Raw genomic sequence first — 25,711 nt, 5'->3', positions numbered from 1 at the left:
GTCGGGGCGGCACATCATGACAACTCGGGGCGCCCAACCGTCTCAAACAGGCGTCCATCATGCGATCGTCAAGGGAAGGTCGCCCTTACCGACGTACTGTTGATCCTGGGAGGGTCCGCGGGAGGACCGCTCCCAGGCCGCCGCCTCGAAGGAGGTCCAGTTCAGTGACCAGCCAGGTCAGCAGTCCAGCGGACAGTTCAGCGGAGAAGGCCGGCTCAGACGTCGGAGCCGTCGTGGGAGAACAGCGCAACGCGGCGGGCGTCAAGACCGTACGCCGCCTCGATCGGGTGATTATTCGGTTCGCGGGGGACTCCGGGGACGGTATGCAGCTCACGGGGGACCGCTTCACCTCCGAGACCGCGTCCTTCGGGAACGATCTGTCCACTCTGCCGAACTTCCCGGCCGAGATCCGAGCGCCCGCAGGGACCCTGCCGGGCGTTTCGTCTTTCCAGCTGCATTTCGCCGACCACGACATCCTCACGCCCGGGGACGCGCCGAACGTGCTCGTGGCGATGAATCCGGCCGCGCTGAAGGCGAACCTCGCAGATGTGCCGCGCGGCGCGGAGATCATCGTCAACACGGACGAGTTCACCAAGCGGGCCATGCAGAAGGTGGGGTACGCGGCCAGTCCGCTGGAGGACGGTTCGCTCGACGGGTACAGCCTGCATCCGGTGCCGCTGACCACCCTCACGGTGGAGGCGCTCAAGGAGTTCGCGCTCTCCCGCAAGGAGGCCGAGCGCAGCAAGAACATGTTCGCGCTGGGGCTGTTGTCGTGGATGTACCACCGGCCGACCGAGGGCACCGAGAAGTTCCTGGCCGCCAAGTTCGCCAAGAAGCCCGAGATCGCGGCCGCCAACCTCGCCGCGTTCAGGGCCGGCTGGAACTTCGGGGAGACGACCGAGGACTTCGCCGTCAGTTACGAGGTCGCTCCGGCCTCGACCGCGTTCCCCACCGGCACGTATCGCAACATCTCGGGGAACCTGGCCCTGTCGTACGGGCTCATCGCGGCCGGTCAGCAGGCTGATCTGCCCCTCTACCTGGGTTCTTATCCGATCACGCCGGCCTCGGACATCCTGCACGAGCTGAGCAGACACAAGAACTTCGGGGTCCGCACCTTCCAGGCGGAGGACGAGATCGCCGGTATCGGGGCCGCGTTGGGCGCCGCCTTCGGCGGGTCGCTGGCCGTCACCACCACCTCCGGGCCGGGTGTGGCGCTGAAGTCCGAGACCATCGGGCTCGCGGTGTCGCTGGAACTGCCCTTGCTGGTCATCGACATCCAGCGGGGCGGGCCCTCCACCGGGCTGCCGACCAAGACCGAGCAGGCCGATCTCCTTCAGGCCATGTTCGGCCGCAACGGCGAGGCGCCGGTTCCGATCGTGGCTCCGCGCACACCCGCCGACTGCTTCGACGCCGCCATCGAGGCCGCCCGTATCGCCCTCACCTACCGCACCCCCGTGTTCCTGCTCTCCGACGGATACCTCGCCAACGGCTCCGAGCCCTGGCGCATCCCCGAGGTCGACGAACTCCCCGATCTGCGGGTGCGGTTCGCGCAGGGGCCCAACCACACCCTCGAGGACGGCACCGAGGTCTTCTGGCCCTACAAGCGGGACCCGCAGACTCTCGCCCGCCCATGGGCCATCCCCGGCACCCCCGGGCTCGAACACCGTATCGGCGGCATCGAGAAGCAGGACGGCACGGGCAACATCTCGTACGACCCGGCCAACCACGACCTGATGGTCCGTACCCGGCAGGCCAAGATCGACGGCATCGACGTACCGGATTTGACGGTCGACGACCCGTCCGCCGCGGCCGACACCCTGGTGCTGGGCTGGGGTTCCACCTACGGGCCGATCACGGCGGCGGTACGCCGGCTGCGGACGGCCGGAGAGGCGATCGCGCAGGCCCATCTGCGCCACCTCAATCCGTTCCCGCGCAATCTCGGCGAGGTGCTCAGGCGCTACGACAAGGTCGTGGTCCCCGAGATGAACCTCGGCCAGCTCGCCACGCTGATCCGGGCGAAGTACCTGGTGGACGCCCACTCGTACAACCAGGTCAACGGTATGCCGTTCAAGGCCGAACAGCTCGCCACGGCTCTCAAGGAGGCCATCGATGGCTGAGACGTCAACGGAAGGCGCCGCCAACGGCTCGATCGAGGCACTCACTCTGGTGCCCAAGGCCGAGGCCAGGCAGTCCATGAAGGACTTCAAGTCCGACCAGGAAGTGCGCTGGTGCCCCGGCTGCGGGGACTACGCGGTCCTCGCCGCCGTCCAGGGTTTCATGCCCGAACTGGGGCTGGCGAAGGAGAACATCGTCTTCGTGTCCGGGATCGGGTGCTCCTCCCGCTTCCCGTACTACATGAACACCTACGGGATGCACTCCATCCACGGCCGCGCTCCCGCCATCGCCACCGGGCTCGCCTCCAGCCGCCGCGACCTGTCCGTCTGGGTGGTCACCGGTGACGGCGACGCGCTCTCCATCGGCGGCAACCACCTGATCCACGCCCTGCGGCGCAACGTCAACCTGAAGATCCTGCTCTTCAACAACCGGATCTACGGGCTGACCAAGGGCCAGTACTCGCCCACCAGCGAGGTCGGCAAGATCACCAAGTCGACGCCCATGGGGTCGCTGGACGCGCCCTTCAACCCGGTGTCGCTGGCGATCGGCGCGGAGGCGTCCTTCGTCGCCCGTACCGTCGACTCCGACCGCAAGCACCTCACCGGCGTGCTGCGCGAGGCAGCCGCCCACCCCGGTACGGCGCTCGTCGAGATCTACCAGAACTGCAACATCTTCAACGACGGCGCCTTCGAGATCCTCAAGGACAAGCAGCAGGCCGAGGAGGCGGTGATCCGGCTGGAGCACGGGCAGCCGATCCGGTTCGGGGCCGACGGCGCCAAGGGTGTCGTACGGGACCGGGCGACCGGCGATCTGAAGGTCGTCGCCGTCACCGCCGAGAACGAGGGCGAGGTGCTCGTGCACGACGCGCACACCGCGTCCCCGACCACCGCGTTCGCGCTCTCCCGGCTCGCCGACCCGGACACCCTGCACCACACGCCCATCGGCGTCTTCCGCTCCGTCGACCGGCCGGTGTACGACACGCAGATGGCCGAGCAGCTCGACACGGCGATCGTCCAGAACGGCAAGGGCGACCTCGGAGCACTGCTCGCCGGCGGGGACACCTGGACCGTCGTCGGATAAGCAGACCTGTCAGACGGTATGCGGATCGGTTTGCGCAGACGGTACGCAGTACGCGCGACTACTCGGCCCGGGCCCTTTCGGCCCGGGCCTCGTCGTATGCCCGGCGGGCCGCCTCGACGTCCGGCATACGCTGCGCCGTCCAGCCGGCCAGGGCCTTGACCTGGGCGGCGGCCTCGCGGCCGAGGTTGGTGAGCGAGTAGTCGACGCGGGGCGGGATGACCGGCTTCGCGTCCCGGTGGACCAGACCGTCGCGCTCCAGCGTCTGGAGGGTCTGCGTGAGCATCTTCTCGCTGACCCTGCCGATGGCCCGGCGCAGCTCGCTGAAGCGGTACGGGCGCTCCAGCAGCTCCAGGAGGACGAGCACACCCCAGCGGCTGGTGACGTGCTCCAGGACGACGCGGTGCGGGCACATGCCCTCGACCTCGCCGCCCGCCACCACCCTTCCTGCTCCTGCTGTCGAATTCACCGGCGTGATCACTGCTGCACTTACTCCCATGTGAGTACCTTACTTCAAAGTGGGTACTTTCCAAGAGTTAGCGCTTCTCCTAAGGTTAGTGCCAGTCCTCACCCGCACAAGGAGAAACGCCATGAGCATCGTCGTCACCGGAGCCACCGGCCAACTCGGTCGCCACGTAGTCGAGCAGCTGCTGGAGACGGTTCCGGCCGACCAGATCACCGCCGTCGTGCGCGACGCCGAGAAGGCCTCCGGCTTCGCCGCCCGCGGTGTGAAGATCGCGGTCGCCGACTACAACCAGCCGGAGACCTTCGACGGTGTCATAGCCGCCGGCGACAAGGTGCTGCTCATCTCGGGCAACGAGTTCGACAAGGGCCGCGTCGGTCAGCACAAGGTCGTCATCGAGGCCGCCAAGGCCGCGGGCGCCGCGCTGCTCGCGTACACCAGCGCCCCGGGCGCCCTGACGGCCGCGCTCGCCGACGACCACCGCGGCACCGAAGCGGCGATCTTCGAGTCCGGCGTCCCGTACTCCCTGCTGCGCAACGGCTGGTACAACGAGAACTACACCGAGCAGCTCGCCGTCGCCCTCGAGCACGGTGTCACCCAGGCCGCCGGCGAGGGCCGGGTCGCCTCCGCCGCGCGCGCCGACTACGCCGGTGCCGCTGTCGCGGTGCTGACCGGCGAGGGCCACGAGAACTCGACGTACGAGCTGAGCGGCGACACCGCGTGGAGCTTCGCCGAGTACGCCGCCGAGGTGTCCAAGCAGTCCGGCAAGGACGTCGCCTACAACGCCGTCTCCGCCGAGGTCCTGACCGGCATCCTCGTCGGCGTCGGCCTGCCCGAGGGCCTCGCCGCGACCCTCGCGGGCGTGGACGTCGCCATCGAGCAGGGCCAGCTGGCCGGCACCCCGGGCGACCTTTCCCGCCTGACCGGCCGTCCGACCACGCCGATCGCCGAGTCGATCGCCGCCGCGCTCAAGGCCTGACCCCGGTACCCCTCGGGGGCGCGCACTCCCCCGTCACGCCCCCGAGGACGCTCAGGAAGCCGACCCCCGGCTGTCATGACCGTATGCCGATACGAACATGACAGCCGGGGGCGCTCGGCGTTACCGTCGTGAGCGCAGATCCATATGGTCATGCGCTGATACGAGGGGAGATGCCGGTGGTCGGCAAGCCGACGGGTGAGCAGCGCACGGGTCTGCTGAACGGCTTCGCCGCATACGGCATGTGGGGCCTCGTCCCGCTCTTCTGGCCGCTGCTGAAGCCGGCCGGGGCGGCCGAGATCCTGGCCCACCGGATGGTGTGGTCCCTCGCGGTCGTGGGCGTCGCGCTGCTGGTGCTGCGCCGCTGGGCCTGGGCCGGCGAGTTGCTGCGGCAACCGCGCCGGCTGGCGCTGATCACGGTCGCGGCGGCGCTCATCACGGTCAACTGGGGCGTCTACATCTGGGCCGTGAACGCCGGGCACGTGGTCGAGGCCTCCCTCGGCTACTTCATCAACCCGCTCGTGACCATCGCCATGGGTGTGCTCCTGCTGAAAGAACGGCTGCGGCCGGCGCAGTGGACGGCGGTCGGCGTCTGTCTGGCCGCCGTGCTCGTACTGACGATCGGATACGGCCGGCCGCCCTGGGTCTCCCTGTGCCTGGCCTTCTCCTTCGCCACGTACGGCCTGGTGAAGAAGAAGGTCAACCTGGGCGGGCTCGAGTCGCTGACCGCGGAGACCGCGGTCCAGTTCCTGCCCGCGCTGGCGTATCTGCTGTGGCTGGGCGGACAGGGCGATTCGACCTTCGGCACGGAGGGCGCCGGGCACGCGGCCCTGCTCGCGGCGACCGGCGTCGTGACCGCGCTCCCGCTGGTCTGCTTCGGCGCGGCGGCGATACGGGTGCCGTTGTCGACGCTGGGGCTGCTCCAGTACCTGGCCCCCGTCTTCCAGTTCCTCCTCGGCGTCTTCTACTTCCACGAGGCCATGCCGCCGGAGCGCTGGGCCGGGTTCGCACTGGTGTGGCTGGCCCTGATCCTGCTGACGTGGGACGCGCTGCGGACAGCTCGGCGGGGGGCGCGGGCGCTCAGGGCGGAGGCCGACTCGACGGTTCTGGCGCCGCCGGTGGCGGAGGTCGCGGTGGAGGTCGCGGTGGAGGCGGCGCCGCAAGACGTACGCCGCTGACGGCGGGCCGTTGTCAGTAGGCCGCGCTATAAGTTCTCCTCATGACGGACACCCCCGCACAACCCCCCGCCCCCTCCACCGACCCCACCCCCACCCCCGCCCCCGTTCACTGGAAACTGGTCGTCGACTGCGCCGATCCGCACGCGCAGGCCGACTTCTGGGGCGGGGCGCTCGCGTACACGGTCGAGGACCACAGCGCGCTGGTCGAACGCCTGCTGGGCCTCGGGGCCGTACCGGCCGAGCTGACCGTCGAGTCGCACGGCCGACGCGTCTGGCGGGACCTGGCCGCCGTACGGCATCCCGGTGACCCGTACCAGGAGGACAGCGGGACCGGGCTCGGGCGACGGCTGCTGTTCCAGCGCGTCCCGGAGCCGAAGACGAGCAAAAACCGGCTCCATCTCGATCTGCATCCAGGGCCGGACCGGCGCACGGCGGAGGTCGAGCGGCTGACCGGGCTGGGTGCGGCTGTGCTGCGGGAGGTCCGTGAGGCGGGTGGGGAGTGGGTGGTGATGACCGATCCGGAGGGAAACGAATTCTGCGTGCACTAGTCATGGCTGCATTAGCCATGGCGGCGGCATCAGCCATGCAGCATCGGTCATGCCCATGACCATTTCTACCCCGATCCCGCTGTCCAGACGCATATCCGCATCCGTCCGATATGCGAAACCCCTGTCCAGATAGCGCTCTTGACGAACTGTTAGCCAGAGCTTCACCATCCAGGCACCTATCCACTGTGGAATCCCTGGGATTCCCAAGGAATTCGGAGCCCCCCACATGAAGCTCTCGGTTCCCGGACGTGTCACAGCCACCGCTGTGGCCGCCACCCTCCTCGCCGGCACCGCGCTCCTCACCACGGGTACAGCAGCCGGCGCCGTCTCCGCACCGGACGTCAGGCTGGCCGCCGCGCCCGACCTGCCCGTGGCCAACGTCAAGGCGCATCTGACCCAGTTGCAGTCCATAGCCACCGCCAACGGCGGCAACCGGGCACACGGAAGAACCGGCTACCGCGCCTCGCTCGACTATGTGAAGGCCAAACTGGACGCGGCCGGATTCACCACGACCATCCAGCAGTTCACCGCGTCGAGCCGTACCGGCTACAACCTGATCGCCGACTGGCCCGGCGGCGACACCAACCAGGTGATCATGGCGGGCTCGCACCTCGACAGCGTCTCCGCCGGCGCCGGCATCAACGACAACGGCAGTGGCTCCGCCGCCGTCCTGGAGATCGCGCTCGCTGTCTCCCGCGCGCAGTACCAGCCGACGAAACACCTGCGCTTCGCCTGGTGGGGAGCGGAGGAGCTGGGCATGGTCGGCTCCAAGTACTACGTCAACAACCTCTCCTCGGCCAACCGTGCGCGCGTCAAGGGCTATCTGAACTTCGACATGATCGGCTCGCCGAACCCCGGTTACTTCGTCTACGACGACGACCCGACCATCGAGCGGACCTTCAAGGACTACTACGCCGGTATCGGCGTCGCGACGGAGATCGAGACCGAGGGCGACGGCCGCTCCGACCACGCGCCCTTCAAGAACGTGGGCATCCCCGTCGGCGGTCTGTTCAGCGGCGCCGACTACATCAAGACGGCCGCGCAGGCGGCCAAGTGGGGTGGTACGTCGGGCCGGGCGTTCGACCGCTGCTACCACTCGTCCTGCGACACGACGGCCAACATCGACGACACCGCCCTCGACCGCAACAGTGACGCTGCCGCGTACGCCGTGTGGGAGTTGTCGAAGTAACCCGCACAGTTCATGGTCCAACTCCCCCGTACCGCGCTGACGATGGCATCGTACGGATGCCAAGATCGGTACCGCTGTACATCAGTACGCCGGTACGTCAGTACGCCGGTACGTCAGTACGCCGGTACGTCAGTACGTTGCGGCACGGGGGAAGGAACGTCAATGCGCAGGGCTGGTACGAGAGTTACGAGAGTGATGGCGGCCGTCGTCGCGGGGTTGGTTCTCGCTGGATGCGGTGGCGGAGGGGCGCAGCCCGAGAAGGCCGAGCGGGCCGCCGACGCCGGTGATCCCAAGGCGGACGGTCAACCCGGCGGTTCGCTCGCCGAGTTGACCGTCCCCGCCGCCTACGCCGCCGACCGCGGCTGGGACCAGGAGCTGCCCTGGGTGCGCAAGGGTGCCGAAACCGCGCCCGTCGCGGTCGCGCCCGGGTCGGGGACCGTCGCGTACGTGGTCGCCGACCAGGCCGAGATGTACGTGCAGGTGCGCAAGGCCACGACGGGCAAGGTGCTGTGGACCAGCGCCCCCTGGACCCCTCCGGGGTCTCTGGACGACTCCGCGGGCAACGACCCCGCCGCCACCGCGCCCGGTTCGGTGACCGCCGTGAGCGCGGGCGGGCGCGAGTACTTCGTCGCGTGGGCGCACGGGCTGGCCGGCAAGGACGAGCTGCACGACGGCAAGGAGATCGTTCAGGCGGTGGTGTACGCGGCCGACGCCGGCGGCGGCTCCAAGGACGCGGTCGCGCCGCTGCGCACCATCGACGTCCCCGTGGCGGCCAACAACGGCACCGCCCAGGGCGAGGCGTCCGTCCGTGACGGCGGCGCGGGCCAGGCCCTCGTCAGCTGGGTCGACGGGTTCGACGCCCACGCGGCGGCCATCGACGTCACGAGCGGCAAGGTCACCACCTGGGGCGACGGCACGGGCGCGGTCGTCGGGACCAGTGGTCGGGGGCCCCTCATGAACGGCTCCGGCGGCGGATTCGGCGTATCCGGCGGCTGGTCCAGCTCGGACGTGACACCCGAGGGCGTCGCCGCCGAGCAGTCCGCCGGCTTCGGCCCCGACCTGGCCAACGGGACCGCCCAGACGATCGCCGACGGCAAGGTCGTCGCCTCCTGGACCACCTCGAAGGCCCCCAACGCGGACGGTTCCGAGGAGACCGTGCGGACCGTGCACGACGCCGCGACCGGCAAGGTCCTGCTGCGCGCCGAGTGCCGCGACCGCACGCTCACGCAGACGTTCGACAGCGACGACACCGTCCTCGGCGACAGCGTCCTGACGTCCGTCTCACCGAACGGCCGCTATCTCGCGTACGGCTGGATGCTGTTCGACCTCCAGAAGGGCACCGCGGTCTGCCTCGCCGCGGGCGCGGACGGGGACGAGGGCCGCAAGGACATGCTGATCGACTCCGTACGCGACGACGGCACGGCGTACGGAATCGTGCCGGGCTCGAGCCCGCGCGTCGCCGTCGAGATCCCCGCCTCGACAGGCGCCCCGAAGGCCCTGCCCACCGGCACGGAGGTGCCCGCGTACACGCCGGCCGGCGCCGGCATCTTCCTCACCTGGATCGAGGGCGGCGGGATCCTGCTCTCCGGGCGCGCGGAGAGTTGAGCCGGGCCGGGGGGCGTTTCGCGGATCTCACGGTCGACGAGATCGCCGCCGCCGTACGGGCGCGGGAGGTGACCGCCGTCGAGGTCGTCACCGACGCGCTCGCGCGGATCGCCTTCGTGGAGCCGCAGTTGTGCGCGTTCGCGGAGGTGTGGGGCGAGGCGGCGGTGCGTCGAGCGCGCGAGGTGGACGCACGGGTGGCCGCGGGCGAGCGGTTGCCGCTCGCGGGCGTTCCGATCGCGGTCAAGGGGCGGTACGGGGAGCGCGCGGCGGACGCGGTGCGGTTGGCTGCCGCGGGGTGCGTGTTGGTGGGGGCGACCTCCGTACCAGGGGCGGGGTCCGGTTCCGGTTCCGAACCCGTATCCGGGTCGGGGTCCGGGTCCGGGTCCGTAGCAGGGGCCGGGTCCGAGTCAGGTTCGGGGCCGGAGTCCAGGTCCGGGTCCGTAGCAGGGGCCAGGTCCGAGTCAGGTTCGGGGCCGGAGTCCAGGTCCGGGTCCGTATCAGAGGCCAGGTCCGAGTCAGGGCCGGAGCCGGAGTCCAGGTCCGGGTCCGTAGCAGGGGCCAGGTCCGAGTCAGGTTCGGAGCCGGAGTCCAGGTCCGGGTCCGTAGCAGGGGCCAGGTCCGAGTCAGGGCCGGGGCCGGAGTCAGGGCCGGAGTCCAGGTCCGGGTCCGTATCAGAGGCCGGGGCAGGGTCAGGGGCCGTGGCAGGGGCAGGGTCAGGGGCCGTGGCAGGGGCGGGGGCAGGGGCAGGGGCCGGGTCCGAGTCAGGTGTCGGGGCGGGGTCCGGGGCCTCCTGGCAGACGTGGGGGCTCGGGGCCGGTGGGCGGACCGTCAATCCGTGGCGGGCGGACCGGGTGCCAGGCGGTTCGTCGGCCGGGGCCGCGGCGGCCGTGGCGGCGGGCCTGGTCCCTCTCGCCACCGGCGCGGACGGGGCGGGGTCCATCCGTATCCCGGCCGCCTGGTGCGGGGTGTTCGGCCTCAAGTCGACGAACGGGCGCCTTCCGCATCCCGACCGGACGGGGCTGAGCGCGGTCGGCGCGGTTGCCCGGCGGGCGGCTGACCTGGTGGCGTACTGGCGGTGCGTGGCCGGGGGCTCCGGGGGCGCAGTGGAGGGTGCGGGCAGCTCGGCAGGTGCTGTGGGTGCGGTACGGGAGGCGGGTGGCCGCGACCAGCAGGACGCGCCGCGCCCTCTCATCGCCCTCTGGTCCGACTCCCTCGGTTTCGCCCTCGCCGATCCCGGGCCCGCCCTCGTGGCGCACGGCGCCGCGCTGCGGCTCGACGGTGCCGGGGTCGTACGGCTGCTGCCACCCGACGATTTCCCCGTGCGCCTCGACGACCCCGGGCCGGCCTGGCTGGCGCTGCGCGCAGCGGGCTCGGACATGGACGCGCGTACGGATACCGATACGGGTGGCGGTACGGCATCCCCGCCGCGCACGGTCAACGACCAACGACTGGCGGAGCTGTTCAGCCGGGCCGACCTGATCCTGACCCCCACCACCCCGAACCCGCCGCACGGTCACGAGGGCCCCGGAGACCGGTACTCGACCGCGCTCACCTGGGCGTTCAACCTCAGCGGCCACCCGGCGGCGAGCATCCCCGCGGGCTTCGGGCCGGACGGCTGCCCGGTCGGCCTCCAGGTGGTGGCCCGGCACGGCGAGGAGGAGGTGCTGCTGCGGGTCATGGCGGAGGCGGAGACACGGGCGGGCCTACGGGCGCCCCGGCCACGAACCCGGTGACATACGTACTCACGTACTCGCGGTACGTACTCGGAGTTCAGGCCGTGATGTCCTTCGTCGTGAACCGTGCCCAGGCCGCCGAGCCGAACACCGCCGCGTACACGGCCTGAAGGCCCAGGTTCTTCACCAGGTCGTCCCAGTAGACCGGTTCGCGCATCAGGTCGGCGAAGGACAACCAGTAGTGGGAGAAGAAGTACGGCTGGAGCGCGTGAAGTTGGGGTATCTGGTCGAGGATCTGGATGGTGATGAGCAGCCCTACGGTCGTCGCCATCGCCGCGATGCCGCTGCTCGTCAGGGTGGAGACGAACAGGCCGAGCGCCGCCACCCCGATCAGTGACGCGGCGACAACCAGTGCGATCAGCAACGCCCGCCCGAGACCCTCCGTGAAGCTGATGTTCGTACCGGAGATGGTCATCAGGTCGCCGAGCGGAAAGAGGAACGCGCCGATCGTGAGCGCCGATATCGCCACCACCAGCGTCGCGACCAGGCAGAACGTCAGTGTGGTCGCGTATTTGGTGAGCAGCAAACGGGTACGGCCGGCCGGGGCGACCAGCAGATAGCGGAGCGTGCCCGCGCTCGACTCGCCGGCGATCGCGTCGCCCGCGATGACGCCGATGGCCATCGGGAGGAAGAACGGGAGGGTCGCGGCCAGTGCCGTGAACACCAGGAACAGACCGTTGTTGCTGATCTGCGAGATGAACGCCGGCCCCCCGCCGCCCTCGGGACCGCCACCCACCGCTGACGAACCGTCGCTCGTCTCGATCTTCACGGCGATACCGAGGACGATCGGTACGGCGGCGAGCACGGCGAGCAGTGCGAGGGTCCGCCAGCGCCGGAAGGTGGTGACGAGCTCGCTGCGGAAAAGGCTCAGGCTCCAGAGGGGGCTGGGGGTGCGGGGAGTTCGCGTAGCCCGGACGGTGTCCGTACGCGGGGTAGGAGAGGGAGGAGAGGAAGGAGAGGTAGCAGACGTATTGGTGGTCTCAGCCCGCGACATCGAAGCCCTCCCCTGTCAGCGCCACGAACGCGTCCTCCAGGGACGCCCGTTCGATGCCGAAGCCCCGGACGCGGACGCCCGCGCCGACCAACGCGGCGTTCAGATCGGCGAGTTCACGATCGCCTTCCGGCACCTCGCCGGTCACCCGATCCTCGGTCGCGATCACGTCGCCCACGCCCTGTTCCTTGAGTACGCGGGCCGCGTCCGCCGCGTCGGGCGTCGTCACGACCAGCCGACCCCGGGCTCCGGCGGCCAGCTCGGCCACCGCGCCCTGGGTGATCAGCCGCCCCTGCGCCATCACGGCGGCGTGCGTACAGACCTGCTCGATCTCGTCGAGGAGGTGGGAGGAGAGGAAGACGGTGGTGCCGTCTGACGCCAACTCCCGTACCAGGGAGCGGATTTCACGCATCCCCTGCGGATCGAGCCCGTTGGTCGGCTCGTCGAGGACGAGCAGCCGCCGCGGCTGGAGCAGCGCCGCCGCGAGACCGAGCCGCTGCTTCATACCCAGCGAGTACGCCTTCGCCTTCTTGCCTGCGGCGGCCGTCAGACCCACCCGGTCCAGCGCCGCGCCGACGCGCGCACGCCGGGTGCGCGGATCGGCGGTCGGGTCGGCGGAGTCGTACCGTACGAGGTTGTCGCGGCCCGAGAGGAAGCCGTACAGCGCGGGCCCCTCGATGAGCGCGCCGACCTGCGGCAGGACGGCGCGGGTGGCGCGGGGCATCGGTCGCCCCAGCACCCGCGCCGCGCCCGATGTCGGCTCGATCAGGCCCATCAGCATGCGGATCGTCGTGGTCTTGCCCGAGCCGTTGGGCCCGAGGAAGCCGAAGACGCTGCCCGCCGGGACGGTGAGGTCGAGAGCGTCGACGGCGAGCTGTCCGCCGCGGTAGCGCTTGGTGAGGGCGCGGGTGACGATGACCGCGTCGTCGTCCCGGTGCGCCTCTTCCGGCTCCGCGGCGGACGGTTCCTCCATGGGCTCCCTCAATCGTCGTGCCTCTACTCGGTTCCCCTACGGCGGTTCCCCTAAGGGAGTTACTTGGCCGCGTTCGCCGCCTTGACCAGGGCGTCCTTCGTGACCGCGCCGACGTAGACCTTGCCGTCGTCCGTCATCAGGGCGTTGACCAGGCGGGTCTTGAAGACCGTGCCGGAGCCGAAGTCGCCGGAGACCTTGTCGCCGAAGGAGCCGAGGAAGCCGCCGAACATCCCGGCGTCGGACGAGGCGTCGCCCGACGGCATGCCGCCTTCGGCACCGGAGTCGAACACGGCGATGGAGTTCCAGCCCTCGCCGATGACCTTGCCGCCCTCGCCGGCGCCGTCACGTTCGGAGCCGTTCGCCCACCCGTGACCGTCAGGCCCCATGAGGCCCTCGTCGAACTCCTCACCGAATTCCTTGCCGAAGTCCTTCCCGAAGTCCTTGCCCGGCGCCTCGTCGGCCTTGCCCGGGCCGCCCTCCTCCGTGACCTTGGTCCCCTTGGGCGGGGTGAAGTCGAAGGTGGAGGCGGCGGGCTTGGCGAAGTCGACATCGACGAACCCGGCGTCCAAGACGGCGGCCCCGCCGCTCGCCGGGGTGAGCGTGAACTTCAGCGGCGTCCCGGTCTTCGAGTCGACGGCGACACTGATCGCCCCGACCGTGGAGCCGGACTCCTTCGGCTTGATGACCAGCTTGTACGCGTCCCGGCCGGCGACGTGGGCCGTCCCGTCGACGGTCACTGAGGTCGTGTCGTCGACCGCCTTCAGGGCCTCCTCGGCGAGCCGACCGGGCGTGGCGGGCACGTCGTCGCCGGGCAGAACCCGGTCCTTGCCCTCGCCCTCACCCTTCTCGTGCTTGCCCGCGGATTCGGGGGCCGTCGCGTGGAACGCCTCGTTCGACGCGCTGTCGTACGCCCACACCTCGTCACCGTTGTGGATCACGCTGTACTCGGCGGCCTTCTCCAGCAGAGAGATCTTCTGCTTGTCGGGTCCGTCCAGGGCGACGCGTACGGTGTGCGTGCCGGAGGCCAGTTCGAGAAGCTTGGCGCTCGGATCGGCGGCCGAACCCGAGCCGTCGGAATCCCCGCCGAGACCACCGCCCGACAGCAGCCCGCTCTCCAGACCGCCGAGGTCGGGCAGCCCCAGATCCGTACTGATCTTCACCGTGCCGGACAGCTGCTGTACGTCCGAGGCGGCGATCTTCTCGATGAGTTCCTGCGCGCTGATCTTCGGCAGATCGGGGTCACCGGAGCCGGCGAACGCCGGTACCAGCCCGATCGTCGCGACCGTCAGACCGATCACCACGGCCGGGGCGGCGTAACGCGCGGCCTTGCGGCGCCGGGACGGCACGTCCTCGGCCTCGATCCCGGCCACGGTGTCGGCCTCGATCCGGTTCCCCGCCTTGGCCTCTTCGTACGGTGCCATGTGTGCCTTACCTCCGTCGTCGGCGGCGGCTGTCCGTCCCACACTCTGTCCACCCTGAGCCGCCATTCTCACCCGAACCGGTGAGGAGTGGTGGTTTCCATCTCACCAAATCGGAGGTGGGGAATCGTCAGACCTTGGGCTCAACTCCACGTACTGCCACGGGATGACATGGGGGCACCTCGCGTCCCCTGACCCGTAGGGGACACCCGCATTTCCAGCCCGTCCGGCGCTTGAGGACGAGCGCGTTCAGCGCGGAGAGGGGTCTGGGGGCGCAGCCCCCAGGGACAGGATGGGACGGGTAAGGGCGGCGGGGGCGAACCCTCACCCGGCCCGATGCACCACCGCGTCGCACATCTCCAGCAGCGCGGCCTTCGCATCGCACTCCACCAACGGCGCCAACGCCGCCCGCGCGTCCTCCGCATACCGCACCGTGTCCCGCCGAGCCTGCTCCAGCGCCGGATGCACCCGCAGCCGGGCCAGGGCCTCCGCGTGCCGCGCGTCGTCACTCAGGTCGGAGTCCAGCAGCTCACACAGCGCGATGTCCTCGGCCAGCCCCAGTCGAGCCACCCGCTCCCGCAATCGCAGCACAGGCATCGTGGGAATGCCCTCGCGCAGATCCGTCCCGGGCGTCTTCCCCGACTCGTGGGAGTCGGACGCGATGTCCAGCACGTCGTCCGCGAGCTGGAAGGCGACCCCGAGCCGCTCCCCGTACTGGGTGAGCACATCCACGACACTGTCGTCGGCACCGGACATCATCGCCCCGAACCGGCAGGCCACCGCCACCAGCGATCCGGTCTTGCCGCCGAGCACGTCCAGATAGTGCTCGACGGGGTCCCGCCCGTCCGACGGCCCCGCGGTCTCCAGGATCTGCCCGGTCACCAGCCGCTCGAACGCCTCCGCCTGCACCCGGACCGCCTCGGGCCCGAGGTCGGCGAGGATGTGCGAGGCGCGCGCGAACAGGAAGTCCCCGGTGAGGACCGCGACGGAGTTCCCCCAGCGCGTGTTGGCGCTGGGCACCCCGCGCCGCACCTCGGCCTCGTCCATGACGTCGTCGTGATACAGCGTCGCGAGGTGGGTCAGCTCCACCACCACCGCGGACGGCACGATCCCCGGCGCGTGCCGGTCCCCGAACTGCGCCGCGAGCATCACGAGCAGCGGCCTGAACCGCTTACCGCCCGCCCGTACGAGATGCTGCGCGGCCTCCGTGATGAAGGGGACCTCGCTCTTGGTGGCTTCGAGCAAACCTTCCTCGACAGCCGCCAATCCGGCCTGGACATCGGCTTCGAGAGCCTGGTCCCGCACGCTCAGCCCGAACGGCCCGACGACGGTCACGAGGGATCTCCTGTCTGCTGTGTCTACTGGCGGTCACACGGTGTGTCGATAGGTCGCTGCCCTCACTCGAGTCAGCGTATCCGGTCACGTTTCGATCACCGCGAGCGCCCGCCCGTCCAGGCCGGGCGGTATCGGATCACGACCGGAATGTTTTTGATCAGTCCAAAGCATGGACATTTATAAGCACACCGCGCCCCACACTCCACACCTCGCTGCCGCGATCCTCACCGGAACAACGCACGACCCCTTCCGGCGACCGACACATACCCCAAAACCCTCGAAACACCCCAAACCCACCACTCGCCCCATCATCACCACATCTACCCCCCACCCGTGATTCGAGTCACGTCGCCAATCAGCCCACACCCCCTCCTCCCCGCAAACTTCCCGTTCACAAAGGCAAGTTACTCCCTCACTCGCCCTTTACTATTTGCCCGTTTTATCCCCAACGGGCGGACGATATGAGTAAGTCCTGCATTTCCGCCCCTTGTTCCACCCGTGTGCTCTCGCATACGTTTCGCGCCACACCGGGCGGATCGCCGAATCCTGCCGCCGCCCGTAGAGCAGCAACCACCCACCCACATGTGACTCACGCAGGCAGGAGCGGGGGACCCAGGTAAGCCGCCGGTCCGGACATCGACACCGGAGCGGCTAGGGGTGAAGCCGCGCGCCGCAACGCGCCCGGCCGGGCATCTCCCGCCCGAACCCGACAGCTCACCTCGTAGGCGCCGGAGAGGACTCACCATGCCCGCACGAGGTCAGCACAACCGCGCGAGAACCCTTCGCCGCCCGCTCGCACTCACGCGCACACTCGCCATCACCGCGACGGCCGCCGCAGCCCTGGCCATCCCCTTCCTGACCGCGACGACGGCCTCGGCCGCCCCGTCGGCCGCGTCGTCGGCCGCGTCGTCGGCCGCGTCGTCGGCCGCGTCGTCGGCCGCGTCGTCGACGACGTACTACGCGAACAACCTGGACGGCTGGATCCGCGAATCGCTCGACATCATGGCGCAGAAGGGAATCCCCGGGACGTACGACGGCCTCTACCGCAACATCATGCGCGAGTCGTCGGGCAACCCCTACGCCATCAACAACTGGGACTCGAACGCGGCAGCCGGCACCCCCTCCAAGGGGCTCCTCCAGGTCATCGACCCGACCTTCGCCGCGTACCACGTCGCCGGAACCTCGTTCGACCCCTACGACCCGATCGCCAACATCACCGCCGCCTGCAACTACGCGGCCGCGCGATACGGATCGATAGACAACGTGTACGGGGCCTACTAGGCCGACCGTCCCTGCCCGGGTGGGGCGGGCGTCCCCTGGGCCAGACCCACGACGCCCGCCCCACCCGGGCCCATTGCCGCCTACCCGGGCCTACTGCCGGCCGACCCGTGTCGCTGCCGAGGCCGATGCTGGTGCCACTGCAGGTGCCGACCCTGGTACCGGCGCCTCCCAGTCCCCCCAGCCCTTCCCCCGCCCGAACAACCGCTCCAGCACCACCGCGATCCCGTCGTCCTCGTTCGAGAGGGTGACCTCGTCCGCAACCGCCTTGAGCTCGGGATGGGCGTTGGCCATGGCGACACCGTGGGCCGCCCAGTCGAACATCGGGATGTCATTGGGCATGTCGCCGAAGGCGATGGTGGCGGACGAGGACAGCCCGAGATACTCGGCGGCCAACGCGAGCCCCGTCGCCTTGGTGATGCCGCATGGCTGGAGTTCGACGGTGCCGGGCCCCGACATGGTGACGGTCGCGAGCGAACCCACCGCTCCACGCGCCGCCGACGCCAACTCGTCGTCGGACAGCGACGGGTGGCGAAGCAGCACCTTGCTGATGGGCGCGGCCCACAGATCGTCCCGGCACGGCACCTGTACGGCGGGCAGCGTCGGGTGCGGCATCAGGTACCCGGGTTCGATCAGCGTGAGCCCGTCGACCCCGTCCTGATCGACGGCGGCGTACAACTGCCCGACCTCGGCCTCGATCTTGCCGAGCGCGGTCTCCGCCAGCTCCCGGTCCAGGGTCACCGACCACAGCAGCCGGTCCGCGCCGGCGTCGTACAACTGCGCTCCCTGCCCACACACCGCGAGCCCCCCGGCACCGAGGTCGTCGAGCAGCGGCCGGACTCTCGGCGCGGGGCGACCCGTCACGACCAGATGACGGGCACCGGCGGCCGTGGCGCGCGCCAGGGCGGTCCGTGACCGGTCGGAGAGCGTGTCGTCGGCGCGCAGGAGCGTTCCGTCAAGATCCGTGGCGATAAGTGCGTATGAGGTGGGAGCGGGCATGATCCAGAGAATACGGATCGTTCGACCCCTCGGCCGCCGCCCGAACCGGACGAGGTTCGCCGTCCCGGCAGCAACAGCCCCGGCGCGTGGGCCAGTTCCTGCCGCGGACACCGCCCCGGGAGGCCACGATCAGCACGACAACTCGATGCGGTGAACCCCTGGTTCACAAGATCGAGCGAGGGCCCAGCCCCCACACACATATCCGGCACCGACCCTCGGCGTTGCCCGGCTCACCGCCAGCTCCGTGCGCAGCTCGTGCCCGAGGAAGTCCATCGCGGCGCTGTCGACGCGCTAGCCGGTCGCGGCTATGACATGGTCGGCCGACAACTCCCGCGTACGACCGCCGAGTTCGCGTACGGTCAACACCGGCCGGCCCCCGACGAAGCTCACTCCGCTGCCCGAACGGCCCACCTCCAGCGCTCCCTTGGCCTCCGTACCCCCGGTTGCTCCCGCCCGGACGATCCGCGCGACCTCGCTCACCTCCACCTTCCCCTCGAACCGGTCGCGCAGCCGCCACGCCCCGAGGGGTCCGAGGACGCGCCGCACGAGGTAGTGACGGGCCCGGGCGGGGAGGTAGCGGTAGGGATGCGGATGGTAGGTGAGGGCCCACAGCGACCAGGCGTTGCCGGAATCAGTAGCTCCAGACGACACCCATCAGGACATTACGAACTCTTTAGACACTGGGGACACTGCCCTGAGCCCGCAGCTCACCCGTAACCTGTGGCGCGACCACATGACCACACGACACGACCCCCAGCCCGCGGCCGCGGACGGATCCGCGCCGCACCAGCCATCCAGACGGCCACGACAACGGCCGTGCCCGACAACTGGCTTCGACTGACGACACACGAGAGCGAGGCAGTACCCCATGCCCCCCTTCGATGTCCCCGAGGGCGACCTCTTCGGCCCGCACAACCTGCCGTACGGCGTGTTCTCCCCGGCCGGCTCCACGGACCGCCGGGTCGGCGTCCGTCTCGGCGACCACGTCCTGGACGCCGGTGCGGCAGCCGCCGCGCTCGGCTCCCCCTATGTCTCCGTCCTGGCCCGTCCGACCCTCAACCCGCTTCTCGCCGCGGGCCGCACGACCTGGTCCGACATCCGGCGCGCCCTCACCGCCTGGGTCACCGTCCCGTCCCACCAGGAGACGGTCGCCCCGCTCCTGCACCCCCTGTCCTCCGTGACGCTGCACCTCCCCTTCGAGGTCGCGGACTACGTCGACTTCTACGCGTCCGAGAACCACGCCCGGAACGTCGGCCAGATGTTCCGCCCCGATGCCGCCGACTCGCTGACTCCCAACTGGAAGCACCTGCCGATCGGTTACCACGGCCGCTCGGGCACGGTCGTGGTCTCCGGCACGGAGGTCGTACGCCCCTCGGGCCAGCGCAAGGCCCCCACCGATCCGGTGCCGCTCTTCGGCCCGTCGGTCCGCCTGGACATCGAGGCGGAGGTCGGCTTCGTGGTGGGCACACCGTCGCCCATGGGCAGCCCCGTGGCCCTGTCCGACTTCCGCGACCACGTCTTCGGCCTCTGCCTCCTGAACGACTGGTCCGCCCGCGACCTCCAGGCCTGGGAGTACGTCCCGCTGGGCCCGTTCCTCGGCAAGTCCTTCGCCACGTCCGTCTCGGCCTGGATCACCCCGCTGGACGCCCTGGACGATGCCCGGGTTCCGCCGCCCGCCCGGACCCACCCCCTGCTTCCCTACCTCGACGACGCCGAGGAGGAACCCGGCGGCTTCGACCTGCGTATCTCCGTCGCCGTGAACGGCCACACCATCTCCGAGCCCCCTTTCTCCAGCATGTACTGGACGGCCGCGCAGCAACTCGCCCACATGACCGTCAACGGCGCCTCCCTGCGCACCGGTGACCTCTACGGCTCCGGCACGGTCAGCGGCCCCACCGAACGAGAACGCGGCTCCCTCCTCGAACTCACCTGGAACGGCAGCGACCCCATCGACCTCCCCACCGGCAAGCGCACCTTCCTGGAGGACGGCGACGAGGTCACCCTCACCGCCTGCGCCCCGGGTCCGGGCGGCACCCGCGTGGGCCTGGGCGAGGTGACGGGCACCATCACCGCGTCAAGCTGAGGGACGTGGCCGGGGGGGGCGGGCCGGGGCGGCAAACGCTCCGGCGCCCCTCAGACAATCCGGCGAGTCCCGGCCCTGCCTGGCCGCAGCGCGCTCCCCTCGTCCCCTGCCCCGCGTCGCCGCCCCGCGCTCCCCCTCGCCTCCCTACTGCAGGGCCTCCTCCCTCGACTTCCGCAACTTCCTCAACTCCCTCTACATCCAGTCCTCCTGCTCGGGCTCCATCTCCATCTCGGGCCAGTCGTCCGGCCCTCGCTGGTCGGACTCCGGCCCGGGGCCCGTACCGCCGCCGTCGCTGCCCGTGGGGCCGGGCCCTTCTTCCGCCCCGGACACCGGCGCCCCGCCCAGCGCCGCCAGCGTCTTCAGCACGCCCTCCCCGTATGTGGCGAGCTTCTTCTCGCCCACTCCGCTGATTCCGCCCAGCTCCGCCACCGAGCCGGGCCAGACGCTGACGATCTCCCTGAGCGTGGCGTCATGGAAGATGACGTACGCCGGAACTCCCTGCTCACGGGCCTGTTCACCGCGCCAGGCGCGCAGTGCCTCGAACGCCGGCAGCAGTTCGGCCGGCAACTCGACCGCCGCCGCCTTCGCCTTGCGCTCACCCCGGCCGCCGCCACCGGCCGACCGTGAGGTCGCGGCCTTCTTCGGTTCCTTCCGCATCGGCACGTCCCGCTCGCGCCGCAGCACCGATCCGCTCGCCTCGGTCAGCACCAGCGTCCCGTACTCCCCCTCGACCGCGAGGAGGCCCTGGGCCAGCATCTGCCGTACGACACCGCGCCATTCGCCCTCGGCGAGCTCCTCCCCGATGCCGAAGACGGAGAGCTGGTCGTGGTCGAACTGGATCACCTTCGCGGTCCGCCGGCCCAGCAGAATGTCCACAATCTGCACCGCGCCGAACTTCTGCCGCCGTTCGCGCTCCAGCCGCCACACCGTCGACAGCACCTTCTGCGCGGCGACCGTGCCGTCCCAGGTCTCGGGCGGCGCCAGGCAGGTGTCGCAGTTGCCGCAGCCACCCGGCTCCGGGTCCTGTCCGAAGTAGGCGAGCAGTTGGCTGCGTCGGCACTGCACCGTCTCGCACAGTGCCAGCATCGCGTCCAGGTGCGCGGCGGACCGGCGCCGGTGGGCCTCGTCGCCCTCGGAGCCCTGGATCAGTTTCCGTTGCTGTATGACGTCGTTCAGCCCGTACGCCATCCAGGCAGTGGACGGCAGACCGTCGCGCCCCGCGCGGCCCGTCTCCTGGTAGTAGCCCTCGACCGACTTGGGCAGGTCGAAGTGGGCGACGAACCGGACGTCGGGCTTGTCGATGCCCATCCCGAAGGCGATGGTCGCCACGACGACCAGGCCGTCCTCCCGTAGGAAGCGCGACTGGTGCGCCGCACGCGTGCCCGCGTCCAGCCCCGCGTGGTACGGCACCGCCTCCACGCCGTTGGCGGAGAGGAACTCCGCCGTGCGTTCGACGGAGTTGCGCGAGAGGCAGTAGACGATGCCGGCGTCGCCCGCGTGCTCCTCCTTGAGGAAGGACAGCAGCTGCTTCTTGGGGTCGGCCTTGGGCACGATCCGGTACTGGATGTTGGGCCGGTCGAAGCTCGCCACGAAGTGACGGGCGTCGGGCATGCCCAGCCGCTGGGTGATCTCCTGGTGCGTCGCGTGCGTGGCCGTGGCCGTGAGTGCGATCCGGGGGACCTCGGGCCAGCGCTCGCCCAGCAGCGACAGCGCCAGGTAGTCGGGCCGGAAGTCGTGTCCCCATTGCGAGACGCAGTGCGCCTCGTCGATGGCGAAGACAGCGATCTTCCCGCGTGAGAGCAGGTCCAGGGTCGACTCCAGGCGCAGCCGCTCCGGAGCCAGGTAGAGCAGGTCCAGCTCACCGGCGAGGAACTCGGCCTCCACCGCCCGCCGCTCGTCGAAATCCTGCGTGGAGTTCACGAACCCGGCCCGCACACCGAGCGCCCGCAGCGCGTCCACCTGGTCCTGCATCAACGCGATGAGCGGCGAGACGACGATCCCCGTACCAGGTCTGACCAGGGACGGAATCTGGTAGCAGAGCGACTTTCCGCCACCGGTCGGCATGAGGACAACGGCGTCACCGCCCGCCACCACATGGTCGATGACCGCCGCCTGCTCACCGCGGAAGGAGTCGTATCCGAAGACCCGGTGCAGCGTGGCCAGCGCCTCGCCGTCCACTGCCCCGGCCGGTCCGGCCACCGCAGTCGCGCCCGGCTCCTCACCCGCTGCCGTCATCACACCCGACCCGCCCATCACGCTCATCGTCGTGTCCCCCGTACGTCGCGCCTCGACCACTGCGTCCACCATAGGGGCCAGCACCGACAGTCCCGGAGTTATCCACAGGCCACCCCGCCACACCGCCCGCTCGCGTCACCGGGTTCCTCCACCGGACCGGGCCTCCAGCCCGAGTGGGCTCCTTCGCGCGGCGGCCACCGTCGCGTCCCTCTCCCTGGCCGACGCCGTGGACACGTGCCGGGCCCCGGTCCCAAAAGGGGACCGGGGCCCGGCGCGATCCGCGAAACCCGCTGCTCAGCGCACGAAAACGCCCGCCTGGTTCGCCAGATCGAGGAAGTACTGCGGCGCCACACCCAGCACCACGGTGACCGCGACCCCCACCCCGATCGTCGTCATGGTCAACGGCGACGGCACGGCGACGGTGGGCCCGTCGGCCCGAGGCTCGCTGAAGAACATCAGCACGATCACCCGGATGTAGAAGAACGCGGCGATCGCCGACGAGATCACACCGACCACGACCAGCGCCCCGGCACCGCCCTCGGCGGCCGCCTTGAAAACGGCGAACTTCCCGGCGAACCCGGAGGTCAGCGGGATGCCGGCGAAGGCGAGGAGGAACACCGCGAACACCGCGGCCACCAGCGGGGAGCGGCGCCCGAGTCCCGCCCACTTGGACAGGTGGGTCGCCTCCCCTCCGGCATCCCGCACCAGGGTGACCACGGCGAACGCCCCGATCGTCACGAACGAGTACGCGCCCAGATAGAACAGGACGGACGAGACCCCGTCCGGTGTCATCGCGATGACACCGGCGAGGATGAACCCGGCGTGCGCGATGGACGAGTACGCCAGCAACCGCTTGATGTCGGTCTGGGTGATCGCGACGATGGCGCCGCCCAGCATGGTCACGACCGCGACGCCCCACATGACCGGCCGCCAGTCCCAGCGCAGGCCCGGCAGCACGACGTACAGCAGTCGCAGCAGCGCGCCGAACGCCGCCACCTTCGTCGCCGCGGCCATGAAGCCCGTCACCGGGGTGGGTGCTCCCTGGTACACGTCCGGCGTCCACATGTGGAACGGGACGGCGCCGACCTTGAAGAGCAGGCCCATGACGATCATCGCGGCGCCGATGAGCAGCAGCACGTCGTTGCCCATGGTGTCGGCGAGTGCCGGGTCGACGTTCTTGACGGTGCCGTCGACGACCTGGGCGATCGTCCCGTACGACACCGAGCCCGCGTAGCCGTACAGCAGTGCGATGCCGAACAGGGTGAACGCGGAGGCGAAGGCGCCCAGCAGGAAGTACTTGACCGCGGCCTCCTGCGACATGAGCCGCTTGCGGCGGGCCAGGGCGCACAGCAGGTACAGCGGGAGTGAGAAGACTTCCAGGGCCACGAACAGGGTCAGCAGGTCGTTGGCCGAGGGGAAGATCAGCATGCCGCCGATCGCGAAGAGCAGCAGCGGGAACACCTCGGTGGTGGTGAACCCGGCCTTGACCGCGGCCTTCTCGCTGTCGCTGCCCGGCACGGACGCGGCCTGCGCGGCGAACGAGTCGACGCGGTTGCCGTGCGCCTCGGGGTCGAGGCGCCGTTCGGCGAAGGTGAACAGTCCGACCAGGCCCGCCAGCAGGATCGTGCCCTGCAGGAACAGCGCGGGTCCGTCGACGGCGATCGCGCCCATCGCCGCGATACCGGCCTTGGTGGTGCCGTACCCGCCCGCCGCGAGCCCCACGACCGCGGCGAAGGCGGCGGTGAGGGCGACGACGGAAACGAACAGTTGCACGTAGTAGCGGGATTTGCGGGGCACGAACGCCTCGACCAGGATCCCCACGATCGCCGCGCCGATGACGATCAGGGTGGGCGACAATTGCCCGTATTCGATCTTCGGCGCGTCGATCTTGGAGATCGGATCGGCCGCCGTTGTCCACAGGCTGTGGACGGCTGATGCGCTCACTTGGCCGCCTCCACCTCGGGCTTGGGGTCCTTCTTATGGACGTCGGACATGGTCTGCTTGACCGCCGGGTTGACGATGTCCGTCAACGGCTTCGGATAGACACCCAGGAAGATCAGCAGCACGATCAGCGGCGTCACGACCACGAGTTCACGCATCCTGAGGTCCGGCATCCTGGCGACCTCCGCCTTCACCGGGCCCGTCATCGTCCGCTGGTAGAGGACGAGGGTGTAGAGCGCGGCGAGGACGATGCCGAAGGTGGCGATGATGCCGACCACCGGGTAGCGCGCGAACGTACCCACCAGCACCAGGAACTCACTCACGAAGGGCGCGAGGCCCGGGAGCGACAGGGTGGCGAGCCCGCCGATCAGGAACGTGCCCGCGAGCACCGGGGCGACCTTCTGGACGCCTCCGTAGTCGGCGATGAGCCGCGAGCCGCGCCGCGAGATCAGGAAGCCTGCCACCAGCATCAGCGCCGCCGTGGAGATGCCGTGGTTGACCATGTACAGCGTCGCGCCCGACTGGCCCTGGCTGGTCATCGCGAAGATGCCCAGGATGATGAACCCGAAGTGCGAGATCGACGCGTACGCGACCAGCCGCTTGATGTCCCGCTGGCCGACCGCGAGCAGCGCCCCGTAGATGATGCTGACCAGCGCCAGTACGAGGATGACGGGCGTCGCCCACTTGGACGCCTCCGGGAACAGCTGGAGGCAGAAGCGGAGCATCGCGAAGGTGCCCACCTTGTCGACGACCGCCGTGATGAGCACGGCGACCGGCGTGGTGGCCTCCCCCATGGCGTTGGGCAGCCAGGTGTGCAGCGGCCACAGGGGCGCTTTCACGGCGAAGGCGAAGAAGAAGCCCAGGAACAGCCAGCGTTCGGTGTTCGTGGCCATGTCCAGCGAGCCGTTGGCCCGCGCCGCGGCGATCTCCGTCAGCGAGAAGTTCCCGGCCACCACGTAGAGGCCGATCACGGCCGCCAGCATGATCAGGCCGCCGACGAGGTTGTAGAGGAGGAACTTCACCGCCGCGTACGAGCGTTGGGTGGAGGCCGTCTCCTCGCCGTGCTCGTGGGCACGGTCCCCGAAGCCGCCGATGAGGAAGTACATCGGGATGAGCATGGCTTCGAAGAAGATGTAGAAGAGGAAGACGTCGGTGGCCTCGAAGGAGATGATCACCATCGCCTCGACGGCCAGGATCAGCGCGAAGAAGCCCTGGGTGGGCCGCCACCGGGTGTTCCCCGTCTCCAGGGGGTCGGCGTCGTGCCAGCCGGCCAGGATCACGAACGGGATCAGCAGCGCGGTCAGTGCGATGAGCGCCACGGCGATGCCGTCCACGCCCAGTTCGTACCGCACCCCGAAGTCCTTGATCCAGGCGCGTGATTCGGTGAGCTGGTAGCGGTCGCCGCCCGGGTCGAAGCGGACCAGGATGATCGCGGCGAGCGCCAGGGTGGCGAGCGAGACGAGCAGCGCCAGCCACTTGGCGGCGGTGCGCCGCGCGGCCGGGACGGCCGCCGTGGCGATCGCCCCGAGGGCCGGGAGCGCCGCCGTCGCTGTCAGGAGGGGAAAGGACATCGG

20 protein-coding genes, 2 pseudogenes and 1 riboswitch are annotated in these 25,711 nt (G+C 70.0%); of the genes and pseudogenes, 11 read left to right on the top strand and 11 right to left on the bottom strand.

Annotated features, from left to right (window positions below; genetic code table 11):
- Positions 1-164: 164 nt before the first annotated feature.
- Both PV396_RS20450 and PV396_RS20445 read left to right on the top strand, forming a co-directional pair.
- Positions 165-2,117, top strand: a complete 1,953-nt coding sequence (locus PV396_RS20450; protein WP_319206531.1) for a 2-oxoacid:acceptor oxidoreductase subunit alpha — start codon at positions 165-167, stop codon at positions 2,115-2,117.
- Positions 2,110-3,195: a 2-oxoacid:ferredoxin oxidoreductase subunit beta gene (locus PV396_RS20445; protein ID WP_319206529.1), complete on the top strand. Its 1,086-nt coding sequence runs from the start codon at positions 2,110-2,112 to the stop codon at positions 3,193-3,195. Before PV396_RS20450 ends, PV396_RS20445 begins: the two co-directional genes overlap by 8 nt.
- 58 nt (positions 3,196-3,253) lie before the next feature.
- On the opposite strand, the gene PV396_RS20440 is transcribed toward PV396_RS20445, so the two are convergent.
- Positions 3,254-3,607 (bottom strand): helix-turn-helix domain-containing protein, encoded by a 354-nt coding sequence (locus PV396_RS20440; RefSeq protein ID WP_319207366.1) that lies wholly within the window; start codon positions 3,605-3,607, stop codon positions 3,254-3,256.
- A 175-nt stretch (positions 3,608-3,782) separates the two neighbouring features.
- Here PV396_RS20440 and PV396_RS20435 point away from each other — a divergent pair, with 175 nt between their 5' ends.
- The 3 genes from PV396_RS20435 to PV396_RS20425 all read left to right on the top strand — a co-directional run bounded on the left by PV396_RS20435 (position 3,783) and on the right by PV396_RS20425 (position 6,357).
- Positions 3,783-4,634, top strand: a complete 852-nt coding sequence (locus tag PV396_RS20435; protein WP_319206527.1) for an NAD(P)H-binding protein — start codon at positions 3,783-3,785, stop codon at positions 4,632-4,634.
- 176 nt (positions 4,635-4,810) lie between these two features.
- Entirely contained in the window at positions 4,811-5,809 is a 999-nt protein-coding gene (rarD, locus tag PV396_RS20430) for an EamA family transporter RarD (protein ID WP_319206525.1), read from the top strand.
- A 41-nt stretch (positions 5,810-5,850) separates the two neighbouring features.
- Positions 5,851-6,357, top strand: coding sequence for a VOC family protein (locus PV396_RS20425; RefSeq protein ID WP_319206523.1), 507 nt, complete (start codon positions 5,851-5,853; stop codon positions 6,355-6,357).
- Here the strand turns inward: PV396_RS20425 and PV396_RS20420 are convergent, their stop codons facing one another.
- The gene (locus PV396_RS20420; RefSeq protein ID WP_319206521.1) at positions 6,358-6,525 is read right to left on the bottom strand and encodes a hypothetical protein; all 168 of its coding nucleotides are present in this window, start codon (positions 6,523-6,525) and stop codon (positions 6,358-6,360) included. It abuts the gene before it with no gap.
- Positions 6,526-6,583: 58 nt separating this feature from the next.
- Here PV396_RS20420 and PV396_RS20415 point away from each other — a divergent pair, with 58 nt between their 5' ends.
- The 4 genes and pseudogenes from PV396_RS20415 (at position 6,584) to PV396_RS20400 (ending at position 10,884) form a co-directional block, all read left to right on the top strand.
- Positions 6,584-7,546 (top strand): M28 family metallopeptidase, encoded by a 963-nt coding sequence (locus tag PV396_RS20415; RefSeq protein ID WP_319206519.1) that lies wholly within the window; start codon positions 6,584-6,586, stop codon positions 7,544-7,546.
- 195 nt (positions 7,547-7,741) lie between these two features.
- A complete protein-coding gene (locus tag PV396_RS20410) occupies positions 7,742-9,151 on the top strand; it encodes a hypothetical protein (RefSeq protein WP_319206518.1) in 1,410 nt (469 codons plus the stop codon).
- A 68-nt stretch (positions 9,152-9,219) separates the two neighbouring features.
- A pseudogene (locus tag PV396_RS20405) lies at positions 9,220-9,384 on the top strand (amidase); the annotation flags it as partial.
- A 618-nt stretch (positions 9,385-10,002) separates the two neighbouring features.
- Positions 10,003-10,884 (top strand): amidase family protein, encoded by an 882-nt coding sequence (locus PV396_RS20400; protein WP_416071460.1) that lies wholly within the window; start codon positions 10,003-10,005, stop codon positions 10,882-10,884.
- 37 nt (positions 10,885-10,921) lie between these two features.
- Here the strand turns inward: PV396_RS20400 and PV396_RS20395 are convergent, their stop codons facing one another.
- The 4 genes from PV396_RS20395 to PV396_RS20380 all read right to left on the bottom strand — a co-directional run bounded on the left by PV396_RS20395 (position 10,922) and on the right by PV396_RS20380 (position 15,601).
- Complete coding sequence (locus PV396_RS20395; protein WP_319206517.1) at positions 10,922-11,878, bottom strand: ABC transporter permease; 957 nt, start codon at positions 11,876-11,878, stop codon at positions 10,922-10,924.
- Positions 11,865-12,848 (bottom strand): ABC transporter ATP-binding protein, encoded by a 984-nt coding sequence (locus PV396_RS20390; protein ID WP_319206516.1) that lies wholly within the window; start codon positions 12,846-12,848, stop codon positions 11,865-11,867. Before PV396_RS20390 ends, PV396_RS20395 begins: the two co-directional genes overlap by 14 nt.
- Before the next feature lie 59 nt (positions 12,849-12,907).
- Positions 12,908-14,269, bottom strand: coding sequence for a DUF2092 domain-containing protein (locus tag PV396_RS20385; protein ID WP_319206515.1), 1,362 nt, complete (start codon positions 14,267-14,269; stop codon positions 12,908-12,910).
- 321 nt (positions 14,270-14,590) lie between these two features.
- Positions 14,591-15,601, bottom strand: coding sequence for a polyprenyl synthetase family protein (locus PV396_RS20380; protein ID WP_319206514.1), 1,011 nt, complete (start codon positions 15,599-15,601; stop codon positions 14,591-14,593).
- A 575-nt stretch (positions 15,602-16,176) separates the two neighbouring features.
- Positions 16,177-16,342: riboswitch (cyclic di-AMP (ydaO/yuaA leader) on the top strand.
- Between the two features lie 3 nt (positions 16,343-16,345).
- Between PV396_RS20380 and PV396_RS20375 the strand changes: the two genes are divergently transcribed.
- Positions 16,346-16,882 carry a transglycosylase SLT domain-containing protein gene (locus PV396_RS20375; protein WP_319206512.1) on the top strand — a complete coding sequence of 179 codons (537 nt, stop codon included), beginning with the start codon at positions 16,346-16,348 and terminating at the stop codon, positions 16,880-16,882.
- Positions 16,883-16,972: 90 nt separating this feature from the next.
- Here PV396_RS20375 and PV396_RS20370 read toward each other — a convergent pair whose 3' ends face one another.
- The gene (locus PV396_RS20370) at positions 16,973-17,878 is read right to left on the bottom strand and encodes an HAD family hydrolase (protein ID WP_319206511.1); all 906 of its coding nucleotides are present in this window, start codon (positions 17,876-17,878) and stop codon (positions 16,973-16,975) included.
- 129 nt (positions 17,879-18,007) lie between these two features.
- Positions 18,008-18,505 (bottom strand): annotated as a pseudogene (locus tag PV396_RS20365) (hypothetical protein); the annotation flags it as partial.
- Between the two features lie 241 nt (positions 18,506-18,746).
- Here PV396_RS20365 and fahA point away from each other — a divergent pair.
- Positions 18,747-19,961, top strand: a complete 1,215-nt coding sequence (gene fahA, locus PV396_RS20360; RefSeq protein WP_319206510.1) for a fumarylacetoacetase — start codon at positions 18,747-18,749, stop codon at positions 19,959-19,961.
- A 192-nt stretch (positions 19,962-20,153) separates the two neighbouring features.
- On the opposite strand, the gene recQ is transcribed toward fahA, so the two are convergent.
- From recQ to PV396_RS20345, 3 genes are all read right to left on the bottom strand, one after another.
- Positions 20,154-22,214 carry a DNA helicase RecQ gene (gene recQ, locus PV396_RS20355; RefSeq protein WP_416071459.1) on the bottom strand — a complete coding sequence of 687 codons (2,061 nt, stop codon included), beginning with the start codon at positions 22,212-22,214 and terminating at the stop codon, positions 20,154-20,156.
- A 276-nt stretch (positions 22,215-22,490) separates the two neighbouring features.
- Complete coding sequence (gene nuoN / locus PV396_RS20350) at positions 22,491-24,140, bottom strand: NADH-quinone oxidoreductase subunit NuoN (RefSeq protein WP_319206508.1); 1,650 nt, start codon at positions 24,138-24,140, stop codon at positions 22,491-22,493.
- Positions 24,137-25,708 (bottom strand): NADH-quinone oxidoreductase subunit M, encoded by a 1,572-nt coding sequence (locus PV396_RS20345; protein WP_319206506.1) that lies wholly within the window; start codon positions 25,706-25,708, stop codon positions 24,137-24,139. Before PV396_RS20345 ends, nuoN begins: the two co-directional genes overlap by 4 nt.
- Positions 25,709-25,711 lie beyond the last annotated feature (3 nt).

The organism is Streptomyces sp. ME02-8801-2C, assembly GCF_033793965.1.
Classification (GTDB): Bacteria; Actinomycetota; Actinomycetes; order Streptomycetales; family Streptomycetaceae; genus Streptomyces.
Note: the sequence above shows the minus strand (reverse complement) of the source record. Positions and strands in the feature narration are given on the sequence as shown.